Raw genomic sequence first — 16,627 nt, 5'->3', positions numbered from 1 at the left:
CGCCAGGGCGAGCAGCACGCTCTTGCCCACGCCGTTGTCGCCCACCAGGCCGGTGATGCCGGGGGCGAGGTGGAGTGTGGGCGGCTCGGCCCAGAGCGCCTCGCCGTCGGGTCGCCGCCATTGCACCCGGGCCAGGCGCAGCAGCGCGCCCTCCCGCGCCGGCGCGCAAGCCGACAGGGGAGAAGACGTGGAAGAAGAGGAAAGGGAAACGGATGCGGTGCGCGCTGCGCCGCGGTGCGGACGGGCGTCCGCGTTGAATGTCGCCATGGTCAAGCTCCAAGCCATCGAATCGGCCGCCTCCCCGGATCGTTGGGGGGAAAGCGGAACGGACGGAGGGGGCTTAAAGGCGCATGGGTGAAGAACCTCGGTGGCGGCGATCGGAGCGATCGAAGGGCCGGACTATACGGCCGCAGAACCGGCAACGCAAATTCACTTAGGTGAAATGTATTACGGATAGTACAATTTTCAGATCCACCCGACGGAGACCGCCATGAACGCCGTGCCAAGACCGAAACCCGACCTGTCCACCCTGCCCCCGCCCGCCGCCGTGCAGCAGCTGCACCACTACGCCTACAAGGCGCGCGACGCCGAGGAAACGCGGCAGTTCTACGAAGACATCCTGGGCCTGCCGCTCTACCACATCATCCAGAGCGACTACGTGCCCAGCACGGGCGAGTACTGCCCCTACACGCACTTCTTCTTCCGGCTGAAGGACGGCTCGTTCATCGCCTTCTTCGACCTGGGCGACGACGTGAAGGCCGAGCCCTCGCCCAACACCCCACTGTGGGTCAACCACATCGCGTTCCGCGTGGACACGGTGCAGGAGCTGGAGAACACCAAGGCCCGCCTGGAAGCGCATGGCGTCGAAGTGCTCGGCGTGACCGATCACCACATCTTCAAGAGCATCTACTTCTTCGATCCCAACGGCATTCGCCTGGAGCTGTCGGCGCAATTGGCCGATGCGCAGCAGATGGAAAAGGACAGCACGGTGGCCCACCAGCGCCTGAACGAGTGGACCGCGCGCAAGGAGCAGTGGCGCAAGGAGCGTGCCGAGGGCAAGAGCGCCGCGCCGCTCAAGCCCGCGCAGAACGATCGGCCGGAATACGCCAAGGGTTGACCGGCCCGCGTCGCTGCACCTCGGCCTGGGGCCGGGGCCGGGGCCGGGGCTGGCCGCTCAATCGTCCAGCGTTTCGCGCCCGCGCATGACCTGGTGGCGCTCCCAGTAGTGCTCCAGCGTCGCCTTGAAGCGCTGCTTGTCCTTCTTGAGGCCCGGCAGCTTGAGCTTCGTGCTCTTGGCGCGCAGCAGGCTTTTTTCCGGGTGCGTGATGGTGAGCGAATCGCCCAGGATGCTGTCCTTGAAGGCCATGGCCTTCACCGCGTCCCAGGGCACCGTGGCGCCATCGGCCGAAGTCGTGATGCCTTCATGGCTCACCTGCACCGTGTGGCCGCCCTTCAGGGCGAACTGGCGCGCCGGGAAGTACTTGAGCACCACCGCCAGTTCCTCGGCATTGGCCGGCTCGTAGCGGTAGGCGAGGCTGCGTTCGTGACCCTGCGCGAAGGCCTGCTCGTAATCGCTCCACAGGCGCTGCTCGATGGCGTCTGCCGTGAGGATGTCCTGCGCCCAGGTGCGCTCGGGCGGCCGCACCACGATGGCGCCGTAGTCCGATTCGGGCAGCACCCAACCCACGTTGCGGATGCGTTCGGGCATGAGCGGGTGGGTGTCGAACGGATGGGGCACGTTGGCCGTCTGCATCGCGGTGCGGAACTCCGCCGACTGCGCATAGGGCGGCAGCCCGCTCGAGATGAAGTGCGCGATGCCCAGATCGCCCGCCAGCTGCTCTTCCTTGTCGAACAGGTCGCTCTCGATCTTGTGGCGGTACCTGGCATAGGCCGCGATCTTGACCAGCGACTGCCCGATGGCCTGGGGCGACACCAGCTGCGCGGCGATGCGGTCGGCCTGGAACTCGCGCGCCCGGCTGTCGCGGGCCAGGGCCCACTCGAAGATCAGGCGGTACAGGCCCAGCAGCGGGGACACCACCGCCGTCAGGCCGGAGGTGCGCATGGCATGGTGGTACTGGTCGTACTGCACCAGTTTCGGCCCCAGGCGCGCGCTGCTTTCGGTGTCGCCGCCGCCCAGGTGGGCCAACTCGTGGGCGAACACCGCGTCGGCCTCGGATTGGTCGAGCAGGCGCAGCAGCGGAATGCTGACGAACAGCGTGCGCCCGGTGAGCACCTGCCCCGCCACGTGGATGGGCGCTTCGGTCACGAAGAAATTGGCGTCGATGCCGGCCACGATGTGCTGCGGCGGCGCGGTCTGCAGCCGCGCGGCCATGTGGCGGATGCGCTGCCACAGCAGCGGCGCGTCGGCCTCCTGCACCAGCTCGCCCTCGACCTCGCTGTGGCGGTTCACCCGCTTGAAGATGCCCACCACCGCCAGCACCACGGCCACCGCCACGCCGATCGCCACCGCCATGATGAGCTTGGGCGAATAGCGGTGCCAGAAATACGCCGTTACCCAGAACGACAGCCAGGCCACCATCGCGCCCTGCACCACCACCTCCAGCGCGCTCGCGGCGGTCATCAGGCGCCAGCCGGCCACGAAGCTCGCGTGCTGCAGCCGGCGGTTGACGAAGGCCAGCGCCCCGAGCGCCAGCGCGGCCACCAGCACCAGCGCGCCGGCCACCAACGTCCACAGCGCCACGGTGCGCGCCACGAAGAACTGCCAGTTGTTGGAATACGGCGGGCACATGGCCTCGCGGTATTCCTGGGCATCGGGCGTGCGGTCGGTGCAGATCGTGGAGGGTGGATGGGCCCGGTAGTAGTCCTTTTGTTCCTGCCGGTCCGCCGGGGACAGGTCCGTGGCGGCGTCGATGCGCGATTCGATGGCGGCGAGGAACCTGGCGTCCAGGTCGCGCTGCACATGGTTCGCGAAGAACAGGGTGACCAGCGGCACCGCGAACAGCGACAGCACCGACCAGAGAAAGGCTTTGCCGAGACCGGCGCGCAGCGAGGGATGAAGGGCCATGGGTGCGGATTTGTTGGAATGGGAATGGGACCTTGGCGGCACGGCACGGAGCCGGCCACCCCCTGGCGGGTGCGCCCGATGGCTCCGAGGCCGACGATTATCGGCAGCCATCTTGCTCACATCCCCTTGCAGCCTTCGGCAAAAGGTAACAAAGCGATAGCAGATCCGGCCCGCCCGCCGGGCCCAGCGCCCGCGGAGCGCTGGTGCCGCTGCCTTAAAATGCCCGGTCCCCTTCCTGACCCGAAGCCCAGGCAGCCGCCTGCCCGTTGGCCTCTTCTTGCACCCACCAGACCCCATGAGCTCGCCCCTGAACCAACCCGGCCTTGAAAGCCTGTCCAAATCCTTCGAGCCCGCTGCCATCGAGGCCCATTGGGGCCCCGAGTGGGAACGCCGGGGCTATGGCGATGCGGGCTACCGTGGCTCGCGCCAGGCCCAGGCGGGCGAGCCCGCCTTCTCCATCCAGCTGCCGCCGCCCAACGTGACGGGCACGCTGCACATGGGCCATGCGTTCAACCAGACCATCATGGACAGCCTCACGCGCTACCACCGCATGAAGGGCTTCAACACGGCGTGGATTCCGGGCACCGACCACGCGGGCATCGCCACGCAGATCGTGGTGGAGCGCCAGTTGCAGGAGCAGGGCATCAGCCGCCACGACATGGGCGCCACGCCGCCCGAGGCGCGCAAGAACTTCGTCGCCAAGGTCTGGGAGTGGAAGGAACACAGCGGCAACACCATCACCACGCAGATGCGCCGCATGGGCGACAGCGTGGACTGGAGCCGCGAATACTTCACCATGGACGACAAGCTCTCCAAGGTGGTCACCGACACCTTCGTGCGCCTGTACCAGCAGGGCCTGATCTACCGCGGCAAGCGCCTGGTGAACTGGGACCCGAAACTGCAGTCCGCCGTGTCCGACCTCGAAGTGGAGAACGAAGAGAAGGACGGCTCGCTCTGGCACATCGCCTACCCGCTGACCGACGGCAGCGGCAGCCTCACGGTGGCCACCACCCGCCCCGAGACCATGCTGGGCGACGTGGCGCTGATGGTGCACCCCGAGGACGAGCGCTACACCGCGCTCATCGGCAAGACAGTGACGCTGCCGCTGGTGGGCCGCGAGATCCCCATCATCGCCGATGCCTACGTGGACAAGGAATTCGGCACCGGCGTGGTCAAGGTCACGCCCGCGCACGACCCCAACGACTACCAAGTCGGCCAGCGCCACAACCTGCCGATGATCATCATGCTGACCCTGCAGGCCACCATCAACGAGAACGCGCCGGCCAAGTACCAGGGCCTGGACCGCTTCGTGGCCCGCAAGGCCATCGTGGCCGACCTGGAGGCCGCGGGTGCCCTGGTCGAGACCAAGAAGCACAAGCTGATGGTGCCCATCTGCACCCGCACGGGCCAGGTGGTCGAACCCATGCTGACGGACCAATGGTTCGTGGCCATGGGCAAAGTGAGCGAACAAGACCCGACCGGCAAGAGCATCGCGCAAAAAGCCATCGACGCCGTGGCCTCGGGCGAGGTGCAGTTCGTGCCCGAGAACTGGGTCAACACCTACAACCAGTGGATGAACAACATCCAGGACTGGTGCATCAGCCGCCAGCTGTGGTGGGGACACCAGATCCCGGCGTGGTACGACGAAGCGGGCAACGTGTACGTGGCGCGCGACGAGGCCGAGGCGCAGGCCCAGGCCGGTGCGGGCAAGGTGCTCACGCGCGACGAGGACGTGCTGGACACGTGGTATTCCGCCGCGCTCGTGCCCTTCTCCTCGCTCGGATGGCCCGAAGCCCTTGACGATCAGAACGCCACCAAGGACTACGACCTCTACCTACCCTCCTCGGTGCTGGTGACGGGCTACGACATCATCTTCTTCTGGGTCGCCCGGATGATCATGATGACCACGCACTTCACCGGCCGCGTGCCGTTCAAGCACGTGTACATCCACGGCTTGGTGCGCGATGCGCAGGGCAAGAAGATGAGCAAGTCCGAGGGCAACGTGCTCGACCCGGTGGACCTGATCGACGGCATCGCGCTCGACCCCCTGCTGGAAAAGCGCTCCACCGGCCTGCGCCGCCCCGAGACCGCGCCCCAGGTGCGCAAGAACACGCAAAAGGAGTTCCCCGAGGGCATTCCCGCCTACGGCGCCGATGCGCTGCGCTTCACCTTCGCGGCGCTCGCCAGCCTCGGCCGCAGCATCAACTTCGACAGCAAGCGCTGCGAGGGCTATCGCAACTTCTGCAACAAGCTCTGGAACGCCAGCCGCTTCGTGCTGATGAACTGCGAAGGCCAGGACTGTGGCCTGCAGGAGCACACCCCGGCCGATTGCGAAGGCGGCGGCTATCTGGCCTTCAGCCAGCCCGACCGCTGGATCGTCTCGCTGCTGCAGCAGGTCGAGGCCGAGGTGGCCAAGGGCTTTGCCGAGTTCCGCCTGGACAACGTGGCCAACACGATCTACGACTTCGTCTGGAACGAGTTCTGCGACTGGTACCTGGAAATCGCCAAGGTGCAGATCCAGACCGGCACGCCGGCCGAGCAGCGCGCCACGCGCCGCACGCTCATCCGCACCCTGGAAACCATCCTGCGCCTGGCGCACCCGCTGATCCCGTTCATCACCGAAGCCCTGTGGCAGAAGGTCGCGCCCGTGGCCGGCCGCGCGGGCGAGTCGGTCAGCATCGCCGCCTACCCGCAGGCGCAGCTGGAGAAGGTCGACGAAGCCGCCATCGCCCACGTGGCGCGCCTGAAGGCCTTCGTGGACGCCTGCCGCACGCTGCGCGGCGAGATGAACGTCTCGCCCGCCACGCGCCTGCCGCTCTACGCGGTGGGCGATGCGGCCTTCATGCGCTCGGCCGCGCCTGCGCTGCAGGCCCTGGCCAAGCTCAGCGAGGTGCAGGTGTTTGAAGACGATGCCGCCTGGGCCGCTGCCGCGCAGGCCGCGCCCGTGGCCGTGGTGGGCGACGTCCGCCTGTGCCTGCACATGGAGATCGACGTGGCGGCCGAAAAGGCCCGCCTGTCCAAGGAGATCGCCCGCATCGACGGCGAGATCACCAAGGCGCAGGCCAAGCTGTCCAACGAGGCCTTCGTGGCCAAGGCACCGCCCGCCGTGATCGACCAGGAGAAAAAGCGCGTGGCCGATTTCGGCGCCACGCTGACCCGCCTGCGCGACCAGCTGGCCCGGCTGGCTTGATAGCGCGGGCTTCGCCCCCACGTTCACCCTTTACGACACCGACTGACCGACCCCAAGAAGGACCATCGATGACCGACAACACTTCCGCGATCCGCAAAGCCGTGTTCCCCGTGGCAGGCCTGGGCACCCGTTTCCTGCCCGCCACCAAGGCATCCCCCAAGGAAATGCTCCCCGTGGTGGACAAGCCCCTGATCCAGTACGCGGTCGAGGAAGCCTATTCCGCCGGCATCCGCCACATGATCTTCGTGACCGGCCGCAGCAAGCGGGCCATCGAAGACCATTACGACACCGCCTACGAGCTGGAAAACGAACTCGAAGCCGCCGGCAAGAACGACCTGCTGCAGCTGGTGCGCTCCGTCGCCCCCAGCGACATGGACTGCGCCTTCGTGCGCCAACCCCGCTCGCTGGGCCTGGGCCACGCCGTGCTGTGCGCCGAGCCGCTGGTCGGCCGCGAGCCCTTCGCCGTGCTGCTGGCCGATGACCTGATGGTCGGCCTGCCCGGCGGCCAGCCCGTGCTGGCGCAGATGGCCACCGCGTTCCGCAAGCAGGGCCGCTCGCTGCTGGCCGTGCAGGAAGTGCCCGCCGACCAGGTGCGCCGCTACGGCATCGTGGCCGGCGAGCCCGCCGGCGGCCCGCTGATCCGCATCGACCGCATCGTGGAAAAGCCCGCACCGGAAGACGCCCCCTCGCGCATGGGCGTGGCCGGCCGCTACATCCTCACGCCCGGCGTGTTCGACGAGATCCGCAACCAGCCCCAGGGCGTGGGCGGCGAGATCCAGCTGACCGATGCCATTGCCCGCCTCATGGCGCGCGAGGCCGTGTACGCCTTCCGCTACGAAGGCAAGCGCTACGACTGCGGCAGCAAGGAAGGCTTTCTGGAAGCGACGGTGGAACTGGCGCTGCAGCACCCTCAGGTGGGTGCCGCCTTCCGCGAATACCTCAAGACCGTGGAGATCTGAAACAGGCGCGGGGCCCGGTGCGGCCCTGCGCTGAGGGCACTGCGAACGCAAATTGGCCCGGTCACCGCTGCGTCGCCGCGGTGCCGGGCCGGATCAGCGCCTGAGACGGAAAGGCCGCCCTGCTGGCGCTCAGCGCCGGCGCAGCAGGTGGATGAATTCGTCGCCCACGGTCTGCTGCTCGACCAGCTCGTTGCCCGTCTGCTTGGCGAACGCCTGGAAGTCGCGCAGCGAACCGTTGTCGGTGGAGACCACCTTGAGCAACTGGCCGCTCACCATGTCGGCCAGGGCCTTCTTGGCCTTGAGAATGGGCAGCGGGCAATTGAGACCGCGGGTGTCGATTTCCTTGTGGATGTCCATCACATGCTTCCTGGGCGAATGAGCCCCATTCTAAGCAGCGGAAGGGGCTGCGCCGCTGTGGAACAGATCCACGAATTCGGGTTCGATGCCTTGGGTTCGCAGCCAATCCGCCAGCGCGTAGCCAGTGCCGGCCGGCCAGCACTTCACGGCCTCCGGCGCCAGCAGGCGATAGTCCACCAGTTCGGGCGACAGCCGCACCTCGCCGTGCGCCACCGCGTGGTAGGCGATGATGACCTGGTTCATGCGCTGGAAGTCGTACACGCCGATGAGCGCCAGCGCGCTCACATCGAGGTTCGTCTCTTCCTTGATCTCGCGCGTAATGCCCTCCTGGGGCGTCTCGCCCGCCTCCATGAAGCCCGTGATCAGCGCGTACTGCTTGCCCGCCCAGGCCGCATTGCGCGCCAGCAGCACCTGCCCGTCGCGCACCACCACCGCCGCCAGCACGGGCGTGGGGTTGTTCCAGTGCGTCCAGCCGCAGGCCGGGCAGCGCAGGCGCTCCACATCGCCGCCATCCTCGGCCACCGTGATGCGCGCCAGGGGCGTGGCGCAGTGGGTGCAGAAACGGGTTTCGTACATAGGCGCTACATTTTCAATAGCAGACAAGGCAATGGATACCCCGGCATGCGGCCTTTTTGAGCCTGAAATCCGGTGCGGCGCCCCATCCAGGGCATCCCAGCGGCCGGCTCACGCCGGGAACACGCCTGTGGACAGGTAGCGGTCGCCCCGGTCGCAGACCACGAAGACGATGGTCGCATTGGATTCGCGCCGCGCGATCTCCTGTGCGGCCCAGCAGGCGCCCGCCGCCGAGATGCCGGCAAAGATGCCCTCTTCGCGCGCCATGCGCCGGCACATGTCCTCGGCGTCGTCCTGGCCCACGTTGATCGTCTCGTCCACCGCGCTCGGGTCGTAGATCTTGGGCAGGTATTCCTGCGGCCATTTGCGGATGCCAGGGATGCGCGAGCCATCCTTCGGCTGCGCGCCGATGATCTGGATGGCGGGATTCTTTTCCTTCAGGAAACGCGACACGCCCGTGATGGTGCCCGTGGTGCCCATGGCGCTCACGAAGTGGGTGATGCGCCCTTCGGTCTGCTCCCACAGCTCCGGGCCCGTGGTCTCGTAATGGATGCGCGGGTTGTCGGGGTTGGCGAACTGGTCGAGCACCACGCCCTTGCCCTGCTTGACCATGGTCTCGGCCAGATCGCGGGCGTATTCCATGCCGCCGCTCTTGGGGGTGAGGATCAGTTCCGCACCGAACGCCTTCATGGTCTGCGCGCGCTCCACCGACAGGTCCTCCGGCATCACCAGCACCATGCGGTAGCCCTTGATGGCCGCGGCCATGGCCAGCGCGATGCCGGTGTTGCCCGAGGTGGCCTCGATCAGCGTGTCGCCCGGCTGGATGTCTCCGCGCTCCTGCGCCCGGCGGATCATCGACAGCGCAGGCCGGTCCTTGACCGACCCGGCCGGATTGTTGCCCTCCAGCTTGCCCAGCACCACGGTGCCGCGCTCTGCGTTCTCTTGCGCGCCGATGCGCTGCAGCGCGACCAAGGGGGTGTGTCCAATCGCGTCTTCGATGGTGGGATAGGTCTTCATAGCGCGCTACTGTGCCATAATTCGCGGCTTCGATCTTCGCGTCGCCCGGGTGGTGGAATTGGTAGACGCAGGGGACTCAAAATCCCCCGCCGCAAGGCGTGCCGGTTCGATTCCGGCCCCGGGCACCATGGCTTTCTGGCCATGAATGCACAGCAGCTTGTTCCTCGCTGCATCTTGCACACTCTGAATGAATGGCCCGCCTTCGCGGGCTTTTTGCTTTCAGCAGCCCGGTGCTCTCGACAGTGCAAAGCCATACACGGTGCTCCTATCCCCGACTCAAAACAAAAAGCCCCGATGCGTCGCCGCATTAGGGCTTTTCAACCGCAGAGGCAAAACGCCTCATGCAGGCATTACTTCACGGCATCCTTGATGTTCTCTTTGGCGTCGCCGTAGTTCTTTTGGGTGGTGCCCTCGACCTGCTTGGCAACGCCCTTGGCTTGCTGCTCGGGGCTGTTGATCAGCTCGCCGGTCTTTTGTTGAACCTTGCCTGCCACGTCCTTCAATGCGCCTTTGACTTGATCGGTGTTCATGGTGATTCCTTTCGGTGAGGTAAGTGCAAAACAAAATGGCTTTGCATGACCTGAAGGCTAAGACCCGATCCGCAGCGCCCGCGCGGGCGGAAGCCATCCGTTGGCGTCAGCAGCTGCCTACACAAGAAAAAACCCGCAGCGCGGGTGGCGTGCGGGTTGGCAGATTTCGAAAGCAGTTTTTAATTGAAACTGAATCGCGGCACTGATTGTTCGATGCAGTACCGGCTTCAAGCGGTTGAAAGCCTCATTTGGTCCACTTGCGTTGCACCTTGGGCTTGACCCGGATGTCCACGGCCTTGCGCACTTCGGGGCGGCCGGTTTCCGCATTGGTGTCCACCACGTCTTCGAGGGCGATCTTCTCCACCTCGGAGTCCGTCTGCTCTTCCAGCTTTTCCAGCACGGCACCCACACGCTTTTCCGCGTCGGACACCTCCCGCTCGGTCCCTCCGCGATTCATCGGAGGCTCCCTGCAGCATGGCCGCTCGCGTACTGCACATGCGGTGGTTCATCCGCCTGTTCGGGCGGGGGCGCGGGCACATCGGGCTCGACGGGCAGGTCGGCCTTGCCTGGGGCGGGAGGATGGGAGGCCATGGAGGATGGAAAAGTGGGTGGCGGCGGAATGGAAGGCGGTACGGGGTGCCGGGTGCCGGCGTCGGGATGCGGACCGAGATGCTCTGTTTCCTGCAGCTCAGAGACCGCTCATGACCGAAGCGGCCAGGTAGGCGATTCCAAGGCTGGAAAACAGCATGAATCCGGCGAGGACAGTCAGAGTTTCTTTCATATGTTCAATCCTTCAATAGGAACAGACCATCGGAAGCAAGCTATGACTGGCATCCACGACGCTGGGGGCACAAAAAGGGTGAGAAGAATCTCCTCGTGTCAGCGGTTGGATGGGGTGCGTCCGCTGCCGGACTGCTTGCCACCGCCGGAATCCTTGTTCACCGTGGCCCAGGCCCGGCGCTCGGCCTCCGGCTTGCGGAGACCCTGGTGTTCATAACTGTCTTCGATGTGTTCGGCTTGGCGTTTTTGCTTGTCTGTGTACGCCGACTTGTCACCTCTTGGCATGGCTGCTCCTCGGATGGGTTTGTCGTGCCGCTTGGGGTTCAACACGCCGTGAAGCAGCACAGGCGATACCTTAAAACCGCCTCCCGCGGGTCGTCTGTAGGACGAAGGCGGTTGCAGCGGGGTCTCGGGACCCGGCCTCCCATCAAAAAACCCGGCGGCCCCTCCATGGCTGGAGGGGCGGCGCCGGGTGCGGACACCGGCATGGGGCCGGGTCGGGTCGTTGAGGCGAGGGCTGGCGGTCAGCTTTCCTGGCGGCGGATCAGCTGGCGGCCCGCGTCGGTGATGGCCAGATCGCCGGCCGGATTCTTGGCCACGTAGCCGCGTTCGTAGAGCCGTCCCGACAGGTGGTGCGTGAGCGCCTCGGGCACGCTGATGGCACGGCCCAGCTCCAGTTGCTTGAGCGCTTCGAGCTCATCCACCGTGGGGTCGAAATGCGGTGCGTGATAAACGGTTCCCATGAAGCTTTCTCCTTGTTGGTTGCACAGACGCTGCAGTCCTCGGGCCCATGGCCTTGCGCTTGAGCTGCAGCTGACCCAAAGGGTAGCCGCGCCGCCACCCGCACGCAATCGGCCGGCGGCACGGAAGGCACCCGGGGGCTCAACTCGCGGCCATGTCCTGCAACCAATCGGCGAAGGCGGCCAGCACGGGGGGCTGCGGCTGCGCCGGGGTGATGAGGTAGTAGGCGCGTTCGCCGCGCAGGGGCCGCTCGCAGGCCAGCACCAGTTCACCCCGGGCCCGCTCGGCCTCGATCAGCAGCGGGGGCATGAGCGCCACGCCCAGCCCGTGCGAAGCGGCCACGGCCAGCATGGAGAACAACTCGTAGCGCGGCCCGTCGAGCGCGCGCGGCGCCTGCACGTCCATGGCCTCGAACCATTGCCGCCATCCGTAGGGACGCGTGGTCTGCTGCAGCAGCGGCAGGCTCGCCAGCGCCTGGGGTTCGAGCGGCTGCCCGCCGGGCAACAGGCGCGGGCTGCACACGGGCACCACGTCTTCCTGCAAGAGCCGCAGGGCCTGCGTGCCCGGCCAGTTGCTGACCTGCTCGGGCGTGCCGGCATACAGCGCGGCGTCGAATCCGGTGTCGGCGAACAGGAAGGGCCGCGTGCGCGTTTCGATGTGCACGACGATGTCCGGATGCGCCTGGGCCAGCAGGGGCAGGCGCGGGATCAGCCAGCGCGTGGCGAAGGTGGGCACGGCGGCCAGCGCGATCGACCCGCCCTGCCCCTGGTGCGCCATCACGTACAGCGTGTCGCGCTCCAGTCCCTGCAGCCAGCGGCCCACCTGCCGCGCGTAATGCGTGCCCGCTGGCGTGAGCGCCACCCCGTGCCGCGTGCGGCGAAACAGTGCCACGCCCAGGAAATCCTCCAGCGCCATGATCTGCCGCGACACCGCGCCCTGGGTGAGCGCCAGTTCCTGGGCCGCGCGGGTGTAGCTTTCATGGCGGGCCGCAGCCTCGAAGCAGGCCAGGGACTGGGTGGAGGGCAAGGTTCGGCGCATGGCGCGATTGTGCCGAAACCCGTACCCGACCGGCCATCCAGATATGAATTGATCGCATGTCTGGATGCAGCATCCTCGCTTGCACCGCACGATCCACGCGCCTACCATCGCACCAACCCGGCCGCCCATGCGCTTTTCGCACACCGGCACCGATCCGAACCGAACTTCCCCGGAGACACCCCCATGGCCCACGCCGCCTTCCAATGGAGCGACCCGTTCCTGCTCGACCAGCAACTGACCGACGACGAGCGCATGATTCGCGACGCCGCCGCCGCCTTCTGCCAGGACAAGCTCGCCCCGCGCGTGCTGGAGCAGTTCCGCCATGAAAAGACCGACATCGCCATCTTCCGCGAGATGGGCGAAGTGGGCCTGCTGGGCCCCACCATTCCCGAGCAGTACGGCGGCCCCGGCCTGAACTACGTGGCCTACGGCCTCATCGCCCGCGAGGTCGAGCGCGTGGACTCGGGCTACCGCTCGATGGCCAGCGTGCAAAGCTCCCTCGTGATGGTGCCGATCCACGAGTTCGGCACCGAGGCGCAAAAACAGAAGTACCTGCCCAAGCTGGCCAGCGGCGAGTGGATCGGCTGCTTTGGCCTGACCGAGCCCGACCACGGCTCCGACCCGGGCAGCATGGCATCGCGCGCCAAGAAGGTACCGGGCGGCTATTCGCTGTCGGGCGCCAAGATGTGGATCACCAACAGCCCCATCGCCGATGTGTTCGTGGTCTGGGCCAAGGAAGTGTCCGAGGCCGGCGCGGTCGGCCCGATCCGCGGGTTCGTGCTCGAAAAGGGCATGAAGGGCCTGAGCGCCCCGGCCATCCACGGCAAGGTGGGCCTGCGCGCCAGCATCACCGGCGAGATCGTGATGGACGAAGTGTTCGTGCCCGAGGAAAACGCCTTCCCTGAAGTGCAGGGCCTCAAAGGCCCCTTCACCTGCCTGAACAGCGCCCGCTACGGCATCGCCTGGGGCGCGCTGGGCGCGGCGGAATTCTGCTGGCACACCGCGCGCCAGTACACGCTGGACCGCAAGCAGTTCGGCCGGCCCCTGGCGGCCAACCAGCTCATCCAGAAGAAGCTGGCCGACATGCAGACCGAGATCGCCATCGGCCTGCAGGCCTGCCTGCGCCTGGGCCGCATGAAGGACGACGGCACCGCCTCGGTCGAGGCCACGTCCATCATCAAGCGCAACAGCTGCGGCAAGGCGCTGGACATCGCCCGCATGGCGCGCGACATGATGGGCGGCAACGGGATCAGCGACGAGTTCGGCGTGGCGCGCCACCTGGTGAACCTGGAGGTGGTCAACACCTACGAAGGCACGCACGATGTGCACGCGCTGATCCTGGGCCGGGCCCAGACCGGCATCGCCGCCTTCGCGAACTGAACTGGCGAACGAAAGCACGCGCCCCGGCCTGGACCGCCAGGGCGGGCGCTGCCGGGCGGTTCATGGCCTTTCAGGCCTCCAGCACAATCAGTACTAGGGCATATTGCTACATTTTTCATAGCAAAGCGATTTTTGCATGACCACGACCCCCCAAGCCCCGGCGGGCGCCCTCGCCGGCATCCGCGTGCTCGACCTGTCCCGCGTGCTCGCCGGCCCCTGGTGCACCCAGGTGCTGGCCGATCTGGGGGCGGACGTGGTCAAGGTGGAGCGCCCCGGCGTGGGTGACGACACGCGCCACTGGGGCCCGCCGTTCCTGAAGGACGACGCGGGCAACGACACGGCGCAGGCCGCCTACTTCACGGCCTGCAACCGCAACAAGCGCTCGGTCACCATCGACATGGCCACGCCCGAGGGGCAGGCGCTGATCCGCCAGATGGCGCAGCAGGCCGACGTGGTGGTGGAGAACTTCAAAGTCGGCGGCTTGCGCCAGTACGGACTGGACCACGCCAGCCTGCGCGCGGCCAACCCGCGGCTCATCTACTGCTCGGTGACCGGCTTCGGCCAGGACGGGCCCTATGCCGAGCGCGCCGGCTACGACCTCATGATCCAGGCCATGACGGGCCTGATGAGCATCACCGGCCGGGCCGACGGCGAGCCCGGCGCCGGCCCGCTGCGCGTCGGCGTGGCCGTGATCGACCTGTTCACCGGGCTGTACGCGAGCAACGCCATCCTGGCCGCGCTGCACGTGCGCGAGCGCACCGGCGAAGGCCAGCACATCGACATGGCGCTGCTGGACGTGGGCATGGCCGTGCTCGCCAACCAGGCCTCGGGCTTCCTGGCCACCGGGCAGGCGCCGACCCGCCAGGGCAATACGCACCCCAGCCTCGTGCCCTACCAGGACTTTCCCACCGCCGACGGCGCCATGCTGCTGGCCATCGGCAACGACGGGCAGTTCGCGCGGTTCTGCGCCGCCGCCGGCCGGCCGGAATGGGCGCAGGACGCCCGGTTCGCCACCAACCCGCTGCGGGTCAGGCACCGGGCCGAGCTGGTCCCCACCCTGCAGGAGGTCACCCGCACCCGCACCACGGCCGACTGGATCACCTTGCTGCAGGACAAGGCCGTCCCCTGCGGCCCGGTCAACACGCTGGCCGAGGCGTTCGATGACCCGCAGGTGCAGGCCCGGGGCCTGCGCGTGGAGCAAGCCCGGTGGCCACAGGGCGATCTCGGCGACGGCATCGGCCGAATCGCCGGGGTGGCCAGCCCGCTGCGGCTGTCCGCCACGCCGCCGGTGCTGCACCGGGCGCCGCCGGCGCTGGGGCAGCACACCGACGAGGTGCTGGCGGGGCTGGGGCTGGACGCTGAACGCATTGCGCTGCTTCGCGCGGCGAACGTGGTTTAACCCGCCCCAGGCCGATGGCATCGGCCCCGCCCGAGAAAGGCCTTGCCTTCGCGCAAGGCTTTTTTTCATGGCGCGATCCGCTGCATGGAAAGTTAAAAATGATTTTTATGATAGAAATGATATTTCAATACACTTCATCCATCCGACAGTCCCGGACGCTCCTCACGAAGGGGCGCCCTCCCACTCCCTCAGGGATCTTCCGATGAAGCTCAGCCGAAAACTCCCGCTCGTCTTTACATTCGCCCTCTTGCTGCTTTTCGCCGCTGCGCTGTTCGGCCTTGGCCGGCTGAACTCGGCCCTGACCACGTACCAGACCACGGTCGCCACCCATACCCAGCAAGAGCGGATGGCCGCCGACGTGCTGGGCGACTTCCGGGTGCAGGTACAGGAATGGAAGAACACGCTGCTGCGGGGCAAGGACGATGCGCAGCTGTCGCGCTATTGGGCCGCCTTCGCGAAAAGCGAAGGGGCCGTGCAAGCCCAGGCGCGCAAGCTGATGGACGATTTGCCCGCAGGCGATGCGCGTGAGCGGGTGGGCCAGTTCCTGATCGCACACGAACGCATGGGAGTGGCCTACCGCAAAGGGTTCGAAACATTCAAGGCATCGGGCCGAGACCCGGCCGCAGGCGATCAAGCCGTGCAGGGCATGGACCGGGAGCCGGCGCAACTGCTGGAGCAGACGGGCGACCTGATCAGCAAAGCCAGCGCGGCCGTGTCCCTGGAGGCTGCGACGGCAGCGCGCCAGGCCAACTGGATCAGCCTGACCGTGATGCTGGTCGTGTGCGGGGCCAGCGTTTTCGGCGCGGTGCTGTTCAGCCGCACCGTCACGCAACCGCTGGGCAATGCGGTGCGCATTTCGGAAGCCGTGGCCTCCGGCGACCTGACCCAGGCCACCCACGCCCGCGGTCAGGATGAAATCGCCCAGTTGCTGAACGCACTCCATGCGATGCAGACCAGCCTGTCTCGGGTGGTGGGCAAAGTGCGCGACAACGCCGACAGCGTGGCGAGCGCCAGCGGCGAGATCGCGCAAGGCAACAACGACCTTTCGGCCCGCACCGAACGACAGGCCAGTGCGCTGGAAGAAACCTCGGCCTCCATGGAGGAACTCAGCTCCACCGTGCAGGCCAACGCGGAAAACGCCCGGCAGGCCAACCAGTTGGCCCTGAACGCATCGACCGTGGCCTCCAAGGGCGGCGATGTGGTGTCGGAGGTGGTGAGCACCATGCGCGGCATCAACGACAGCAGCCGCAAGATCGCCGACATCGTGGGTGTCATCGACGGCATCGCCTTCCAGACGAACATCCTGGCATTGAACGCCGCCGTGGAAGCAGCGCGGGCCGGCGAGCAAGGGCGCGGCTTCGCGGTCGTGGCCAGCGAGGTGCGCCAATTGGCCCAGCGCAGCGCCGAGGCCGCCAAGGAAATCAAGACCCTGATCCATGCCAGCGTCACGCGCATGCAGCAGGGATCGGTGCTGGCCGACCAGGCGGGCGCCACGATGGGCGAGGTGGTCGCCTCGATCCGGCGCGTCACCGACATCGTGGCCGAGATCAGCGCCGCCAGCAGCGAACAAAGCGCCGGCGTGTCCCAAGTGGGCGAGGCCGTCATGCAGATGGATCAGGCCACCCAGCAGAACGCCGC

At 67.0% G+C, this 16,627-nt stretch carries 15 protein-coding genes, 1 tRNA gene and 1 pseudogene; 7 read left to right on the top strand and 10 right to left on the bottom strand.

Features of this window, described 5'->3' with window-relative positions; all coding sequences use genetic code 11:
- Positions 1–267, bottom strand: a pseudogene (locus AC27IQ_RS10185) (ABC-F family ATP-binding cassette domain-containing protein); the annotation flags it as partial.
- A 223-nt stretch (positions 268–490) separates the two neighbouring features.
- On the opposite strand from AC27IQ_RS10185, the gene AC27IQ_RS10180 reads away from it, so the two are divergent.
- Positions 491–1,117 carry a VOC family protein gene (locus AC27IQ_RS10180; RefSeq protein WP_317351891.1) on the top strand — a complete coding sequence of 209 codons (627 nt, stop codon included), beginning with the start codon at positions 491–493 and terminating at the stop codon, positions 1,115–1,117.
- Between the two features lie 57 nt (positions 1,118–1,174).
- Here AC27IQ_RS10180 and AC27IQ_RS10175 read toward each other — a convergent pair whose 3' ends face one another.
- Entirely contained in the window at positions 1,175–3,025 is a 1,851-nt protein-coding gene (locus AC27IQ_RS10175; RefSeq protein WP_487089386.1) for a M48 family metallopeptidase, read from the bottom strand.
- Positions 3,026–3,320: 295 nt separating this feature from the next.
- On the opposite strand from AC27IQ_RS10175, the gene AC27IQ_RS10170 reads away from it, so the two are divergent.
- Complete coding sequence (locus tag AC27IQ_RS10170) at positions 3,321–6,215, top strand: valine--tRNA ligase (RefSeq protein WP_487089385.1); 2,895 nt, start codon at positions 3,321–3,323, stop codon at positions 6,213–6,215.
- Positions 6,216–6,283: 68 nt separating this feature from the next.
- Entirely contained in the window at positions 6,284–7,174 is an 891-nt protein-coding gene (galU, locus tag AC27IQ_RS10165) for a UTP--glucose-1-phosphate uridylyltransferase GalU (protein WP_284425092.1), read from the top strand.
- Positions 7,175–7,303: 129 nt separating this feature from the next.
- Here the strand turns inward: galU and AC27IQ_RS10160 are convergent, their stop codons facing one another.
- The 3 genes from AC27IQ_RS10160 to cysM form a co-directional block, all read right to left on the bottom strand.
- Positions 7,304–7,531: a sulfurtransferase TusA family protein gene (locus AC27IQ_RS10160; RefSeq protein WP_272548545.1), complete on the bottom strand. Its 228-nt coding sequence runs from the start codon at positions 7,529–7,531 to the stop codon at positions 7,304–7,306.
- 30 nt (positions 7,532–7,561) lie between these two features.
- Positions 7,562–8,107 (bottom strand): NUDIX hydrolase, encoded by a 546-nt coding sequence (locus AC27IQ_RS10155; protein ID WP_284405904.1) that lies wholly within the window; start codon positions 8,105–8,107, stop codon positions 7,562–7,564.
- A 108-nt stretch (positions 8,108–8,215) separates the two neighbouring features.
- Complete coding sequence (gene cysM, locus AC27IQ_RS10150; protein WP_284428975.1) at positions 8,216–9,121, bottom strand: cysteine synthase CysM; 906 nt, start codon at positions 9,119–9,121, stop codon at positions 8,216–8,218.
- 43 nt (positions 9,122–9,164) lie between these two features.
- Here cysM and AC27IQ_RS10145 point away from each other — a divergent pair.
- Positions 9,165–9,249: transfer RNA gene (locus tag AC27IQ_RS10145), tRNA-Leu, on the top strand.
- A 222-nt stretch (positions 9,250–9,471) separates the two neighbouring features.
- On the opposite strand, the gene AC27IQ_RS10140 is transcribed toward AC27IQ_RS10145, so the two are convergent.
- From AC27IQ_RS10140 to AC27IQ_RS10120, 5 genes are all read right to left on the bottom strand, one after another.
- Entirely contained in the window at positions 9,472–9,651 is a 180-nt protein-coding gene (locus AC27IQ_RS10140; protein WP_284405902.1) for a CsbD family protein, read from the bottom strand.
- A 244-nt stretch (positions 9,652–9,895) separates the two neighbouring features.
- Positions 9,896–10,108, bottom strand: coding sequence for a hypothetical protein (locus tag AC27IQ_RS10135; RefSeq protein ID WP_272564447.1), 213 nt, complete (start codon positions 10,106–10,108; stop codon positions 9,896–9,898).
- Positions 10,109–10,530: 422 nt separating this feature from the next.
- Positions 10,531–10,716, bottom strand: a complete 186-nt coding sequence (locus AC27IQ_RS10130; RefSeq protein WP_487089384.1) for a hypothetical protein — start codon at positions 10,714–10,716, stop codon at positions 10,531–10,533.
- A 239-nt stretch (positions 10,717–10,955) separates the two neighbouring features.
- Positions 10,956–11,174, bottom strand: a complete 219-nt coding sequence (locus AC27IQ_RS10125) for a hypothetical protein (protein ID WP_272548552.1) — start codon at positions 11,172–11,174, stop codon at positions 10,956–10,958.
- A 139-nt stretch (positions 11,175–11,313) separates the two neighbouring features.
- Entirely contained in the window at positions 11,314–12,210 is an 897-nt protein-coding gene (locus AC27IQ_RS10120) for a LysR substrate-binding domain-containing protein (protein WP_487089383.1), read from the bottom strand.
- 183 nt (positions 12,211–12,393) lie between these two features.
- On the opposite strand from AC27IQ_RS10120, the gene AC27IQ_RS10115 reads away from it, so the two are divergent.
- The 3 genes from AC27IQ_RS10115 to AC27IQ_RS10105 all read left to right on the top strand — a co-directional run.
- Positions 12,394–13,590 carry an acyl-CoA dehydrogenase gene (locus AC27IQ_RS10115; protein WP_317351870.1) on the top strand — a complete coding sequence of 399 codons (1,197 nt, stop codon included), beginning with the start codon at positions 12,394–12,396 and terminating at the stop codon, positions 13,588–13,590.
- Positions 13,591–13,726: 136 nt separating this feature from the next.
- The gene (locus AC27IQ_RS10110; protein WP_487089382.1) at positions 13,727–14,989 is read left to right on the top strand and encodes a CaiB/BaiF CoA transferase family protein; all 1,263 of its coding nucleotides are present in this window, start codon (positions 13,727–13,729) and stop codon (positions 14,987–14,989) included.
- A 202-nt stretch (positions 14,990–15,191) separates the two neighbouring features.
- Positions 15,192–16,627: methyl-accepting chemotaxis protein (locus AC27IQ_RS10105; RefSeq protein ID WP_487089381.1), on the top strand; the 1,436-nt coding region annotated here is incomplete at its 3' end.

This window comes from Acidovorax sp. KPB24-07, from assembly GCF_057543315.1.
This window is presented reverse-complemented; position numbering and strand designations above follow the sequence as displayed.

Coding starts and splice junctions, on each gene's coding strand:
- AC27IQ_RS10115 (WP_317351870.1), top strand. CDS start 12,394: ATGGCCCACGCCGCCTTCCAATGGAGCGACCCGTTCCTGCTCGACCAG.
- AC27IQ_RS10155 (WP_284405904.1), bottom strand. CDS start 8,107: ATGTACGAAACCCGTTTCTGCACCCACTGCGCCACGCCCCTGGCGCGC.
- AC27IQ_RS10125 (WP_272548552.1), bottom strand. CDS start 11,174: ATGGGAACCGTTTATCACGCACCGCATTTCGACCCCACGGTGGATGAG.
- galU (WP_284425092.1), top strand. CDS start 6,284: ATGACCGACAACACTTCCGCGATCCGCAAAGCCGTGTTCCCCGTGGCA.
- AC27IQ_RS10180 (WP_317351891.1), top strand. CDS start 491: ATGAACGCCGTGCCAAGACCGAAACCCGACCTGTCCACCCTGCCCCCG.
- AC27IQ_RS10170 (WP_487089385.1), top strand. CDS start 3,321: ATGAGCTCGCCCCTGAACCAACCCGGCCTTGAAAGCCTGTCCAAATCC.
- AC27IQ_RS10130 (WP_487089384.1), bottom strand. CDS start 10,716: ATGCCAAGAGGTGACAAGTCGGCGTACACAGACAAGCAAAAACGCCAA.
- AC27IQ_RS10110 (WP_487089382.1), top strand. CDS start 13,727: ATGACCACGACCCCCCAAGCCCCGGCGGGCGCCCTCGCCGGCATCCGC.
- AC27IQ_RS10175 (WP_487089386.1), bottom strand. CDS start 3,025: ATGGCCCTTCATCCCTCGCTGCGCGCCGGTCTCGGCAAAGCCTTTCTC.
- cysM (WP_284428975.1), bottom strand. CDS start 9,121: ATGAAGACCTATCCCACCATCGAAGACGCGATTGGACACACCCCCTTG.
- AC27IQ_RS10120 (WP_487089383.1), bottom strand. CDS start 12,210: ATGCGCCGAACCTTGCCCTCCACCCAGTCCCTGGCCTGCTTCGAGGCT.
- AC27IQ_RS10160 (WP_272548545.1), bottom strand. CDS start 7,531: ATGGACATCCACAAGGAAATCGACACCCGCGGTCTCAATTGCCCGCTG.
- AC27IQ_RS10140 (WP_284405902.1), bottom strand. CDS start 9,651: ATGAACACCGATCAAGTCAAAGGCGCATTGAAGGACGTGGCAGGCAAG.
- AC27IQ_RS10135 (WP_272564447.1), bottom strand. CDS start 10,108: ATGAATCGCGGAGGGACCGAGCGGGAGGTGTCCGACGCGGAAAAGCGT.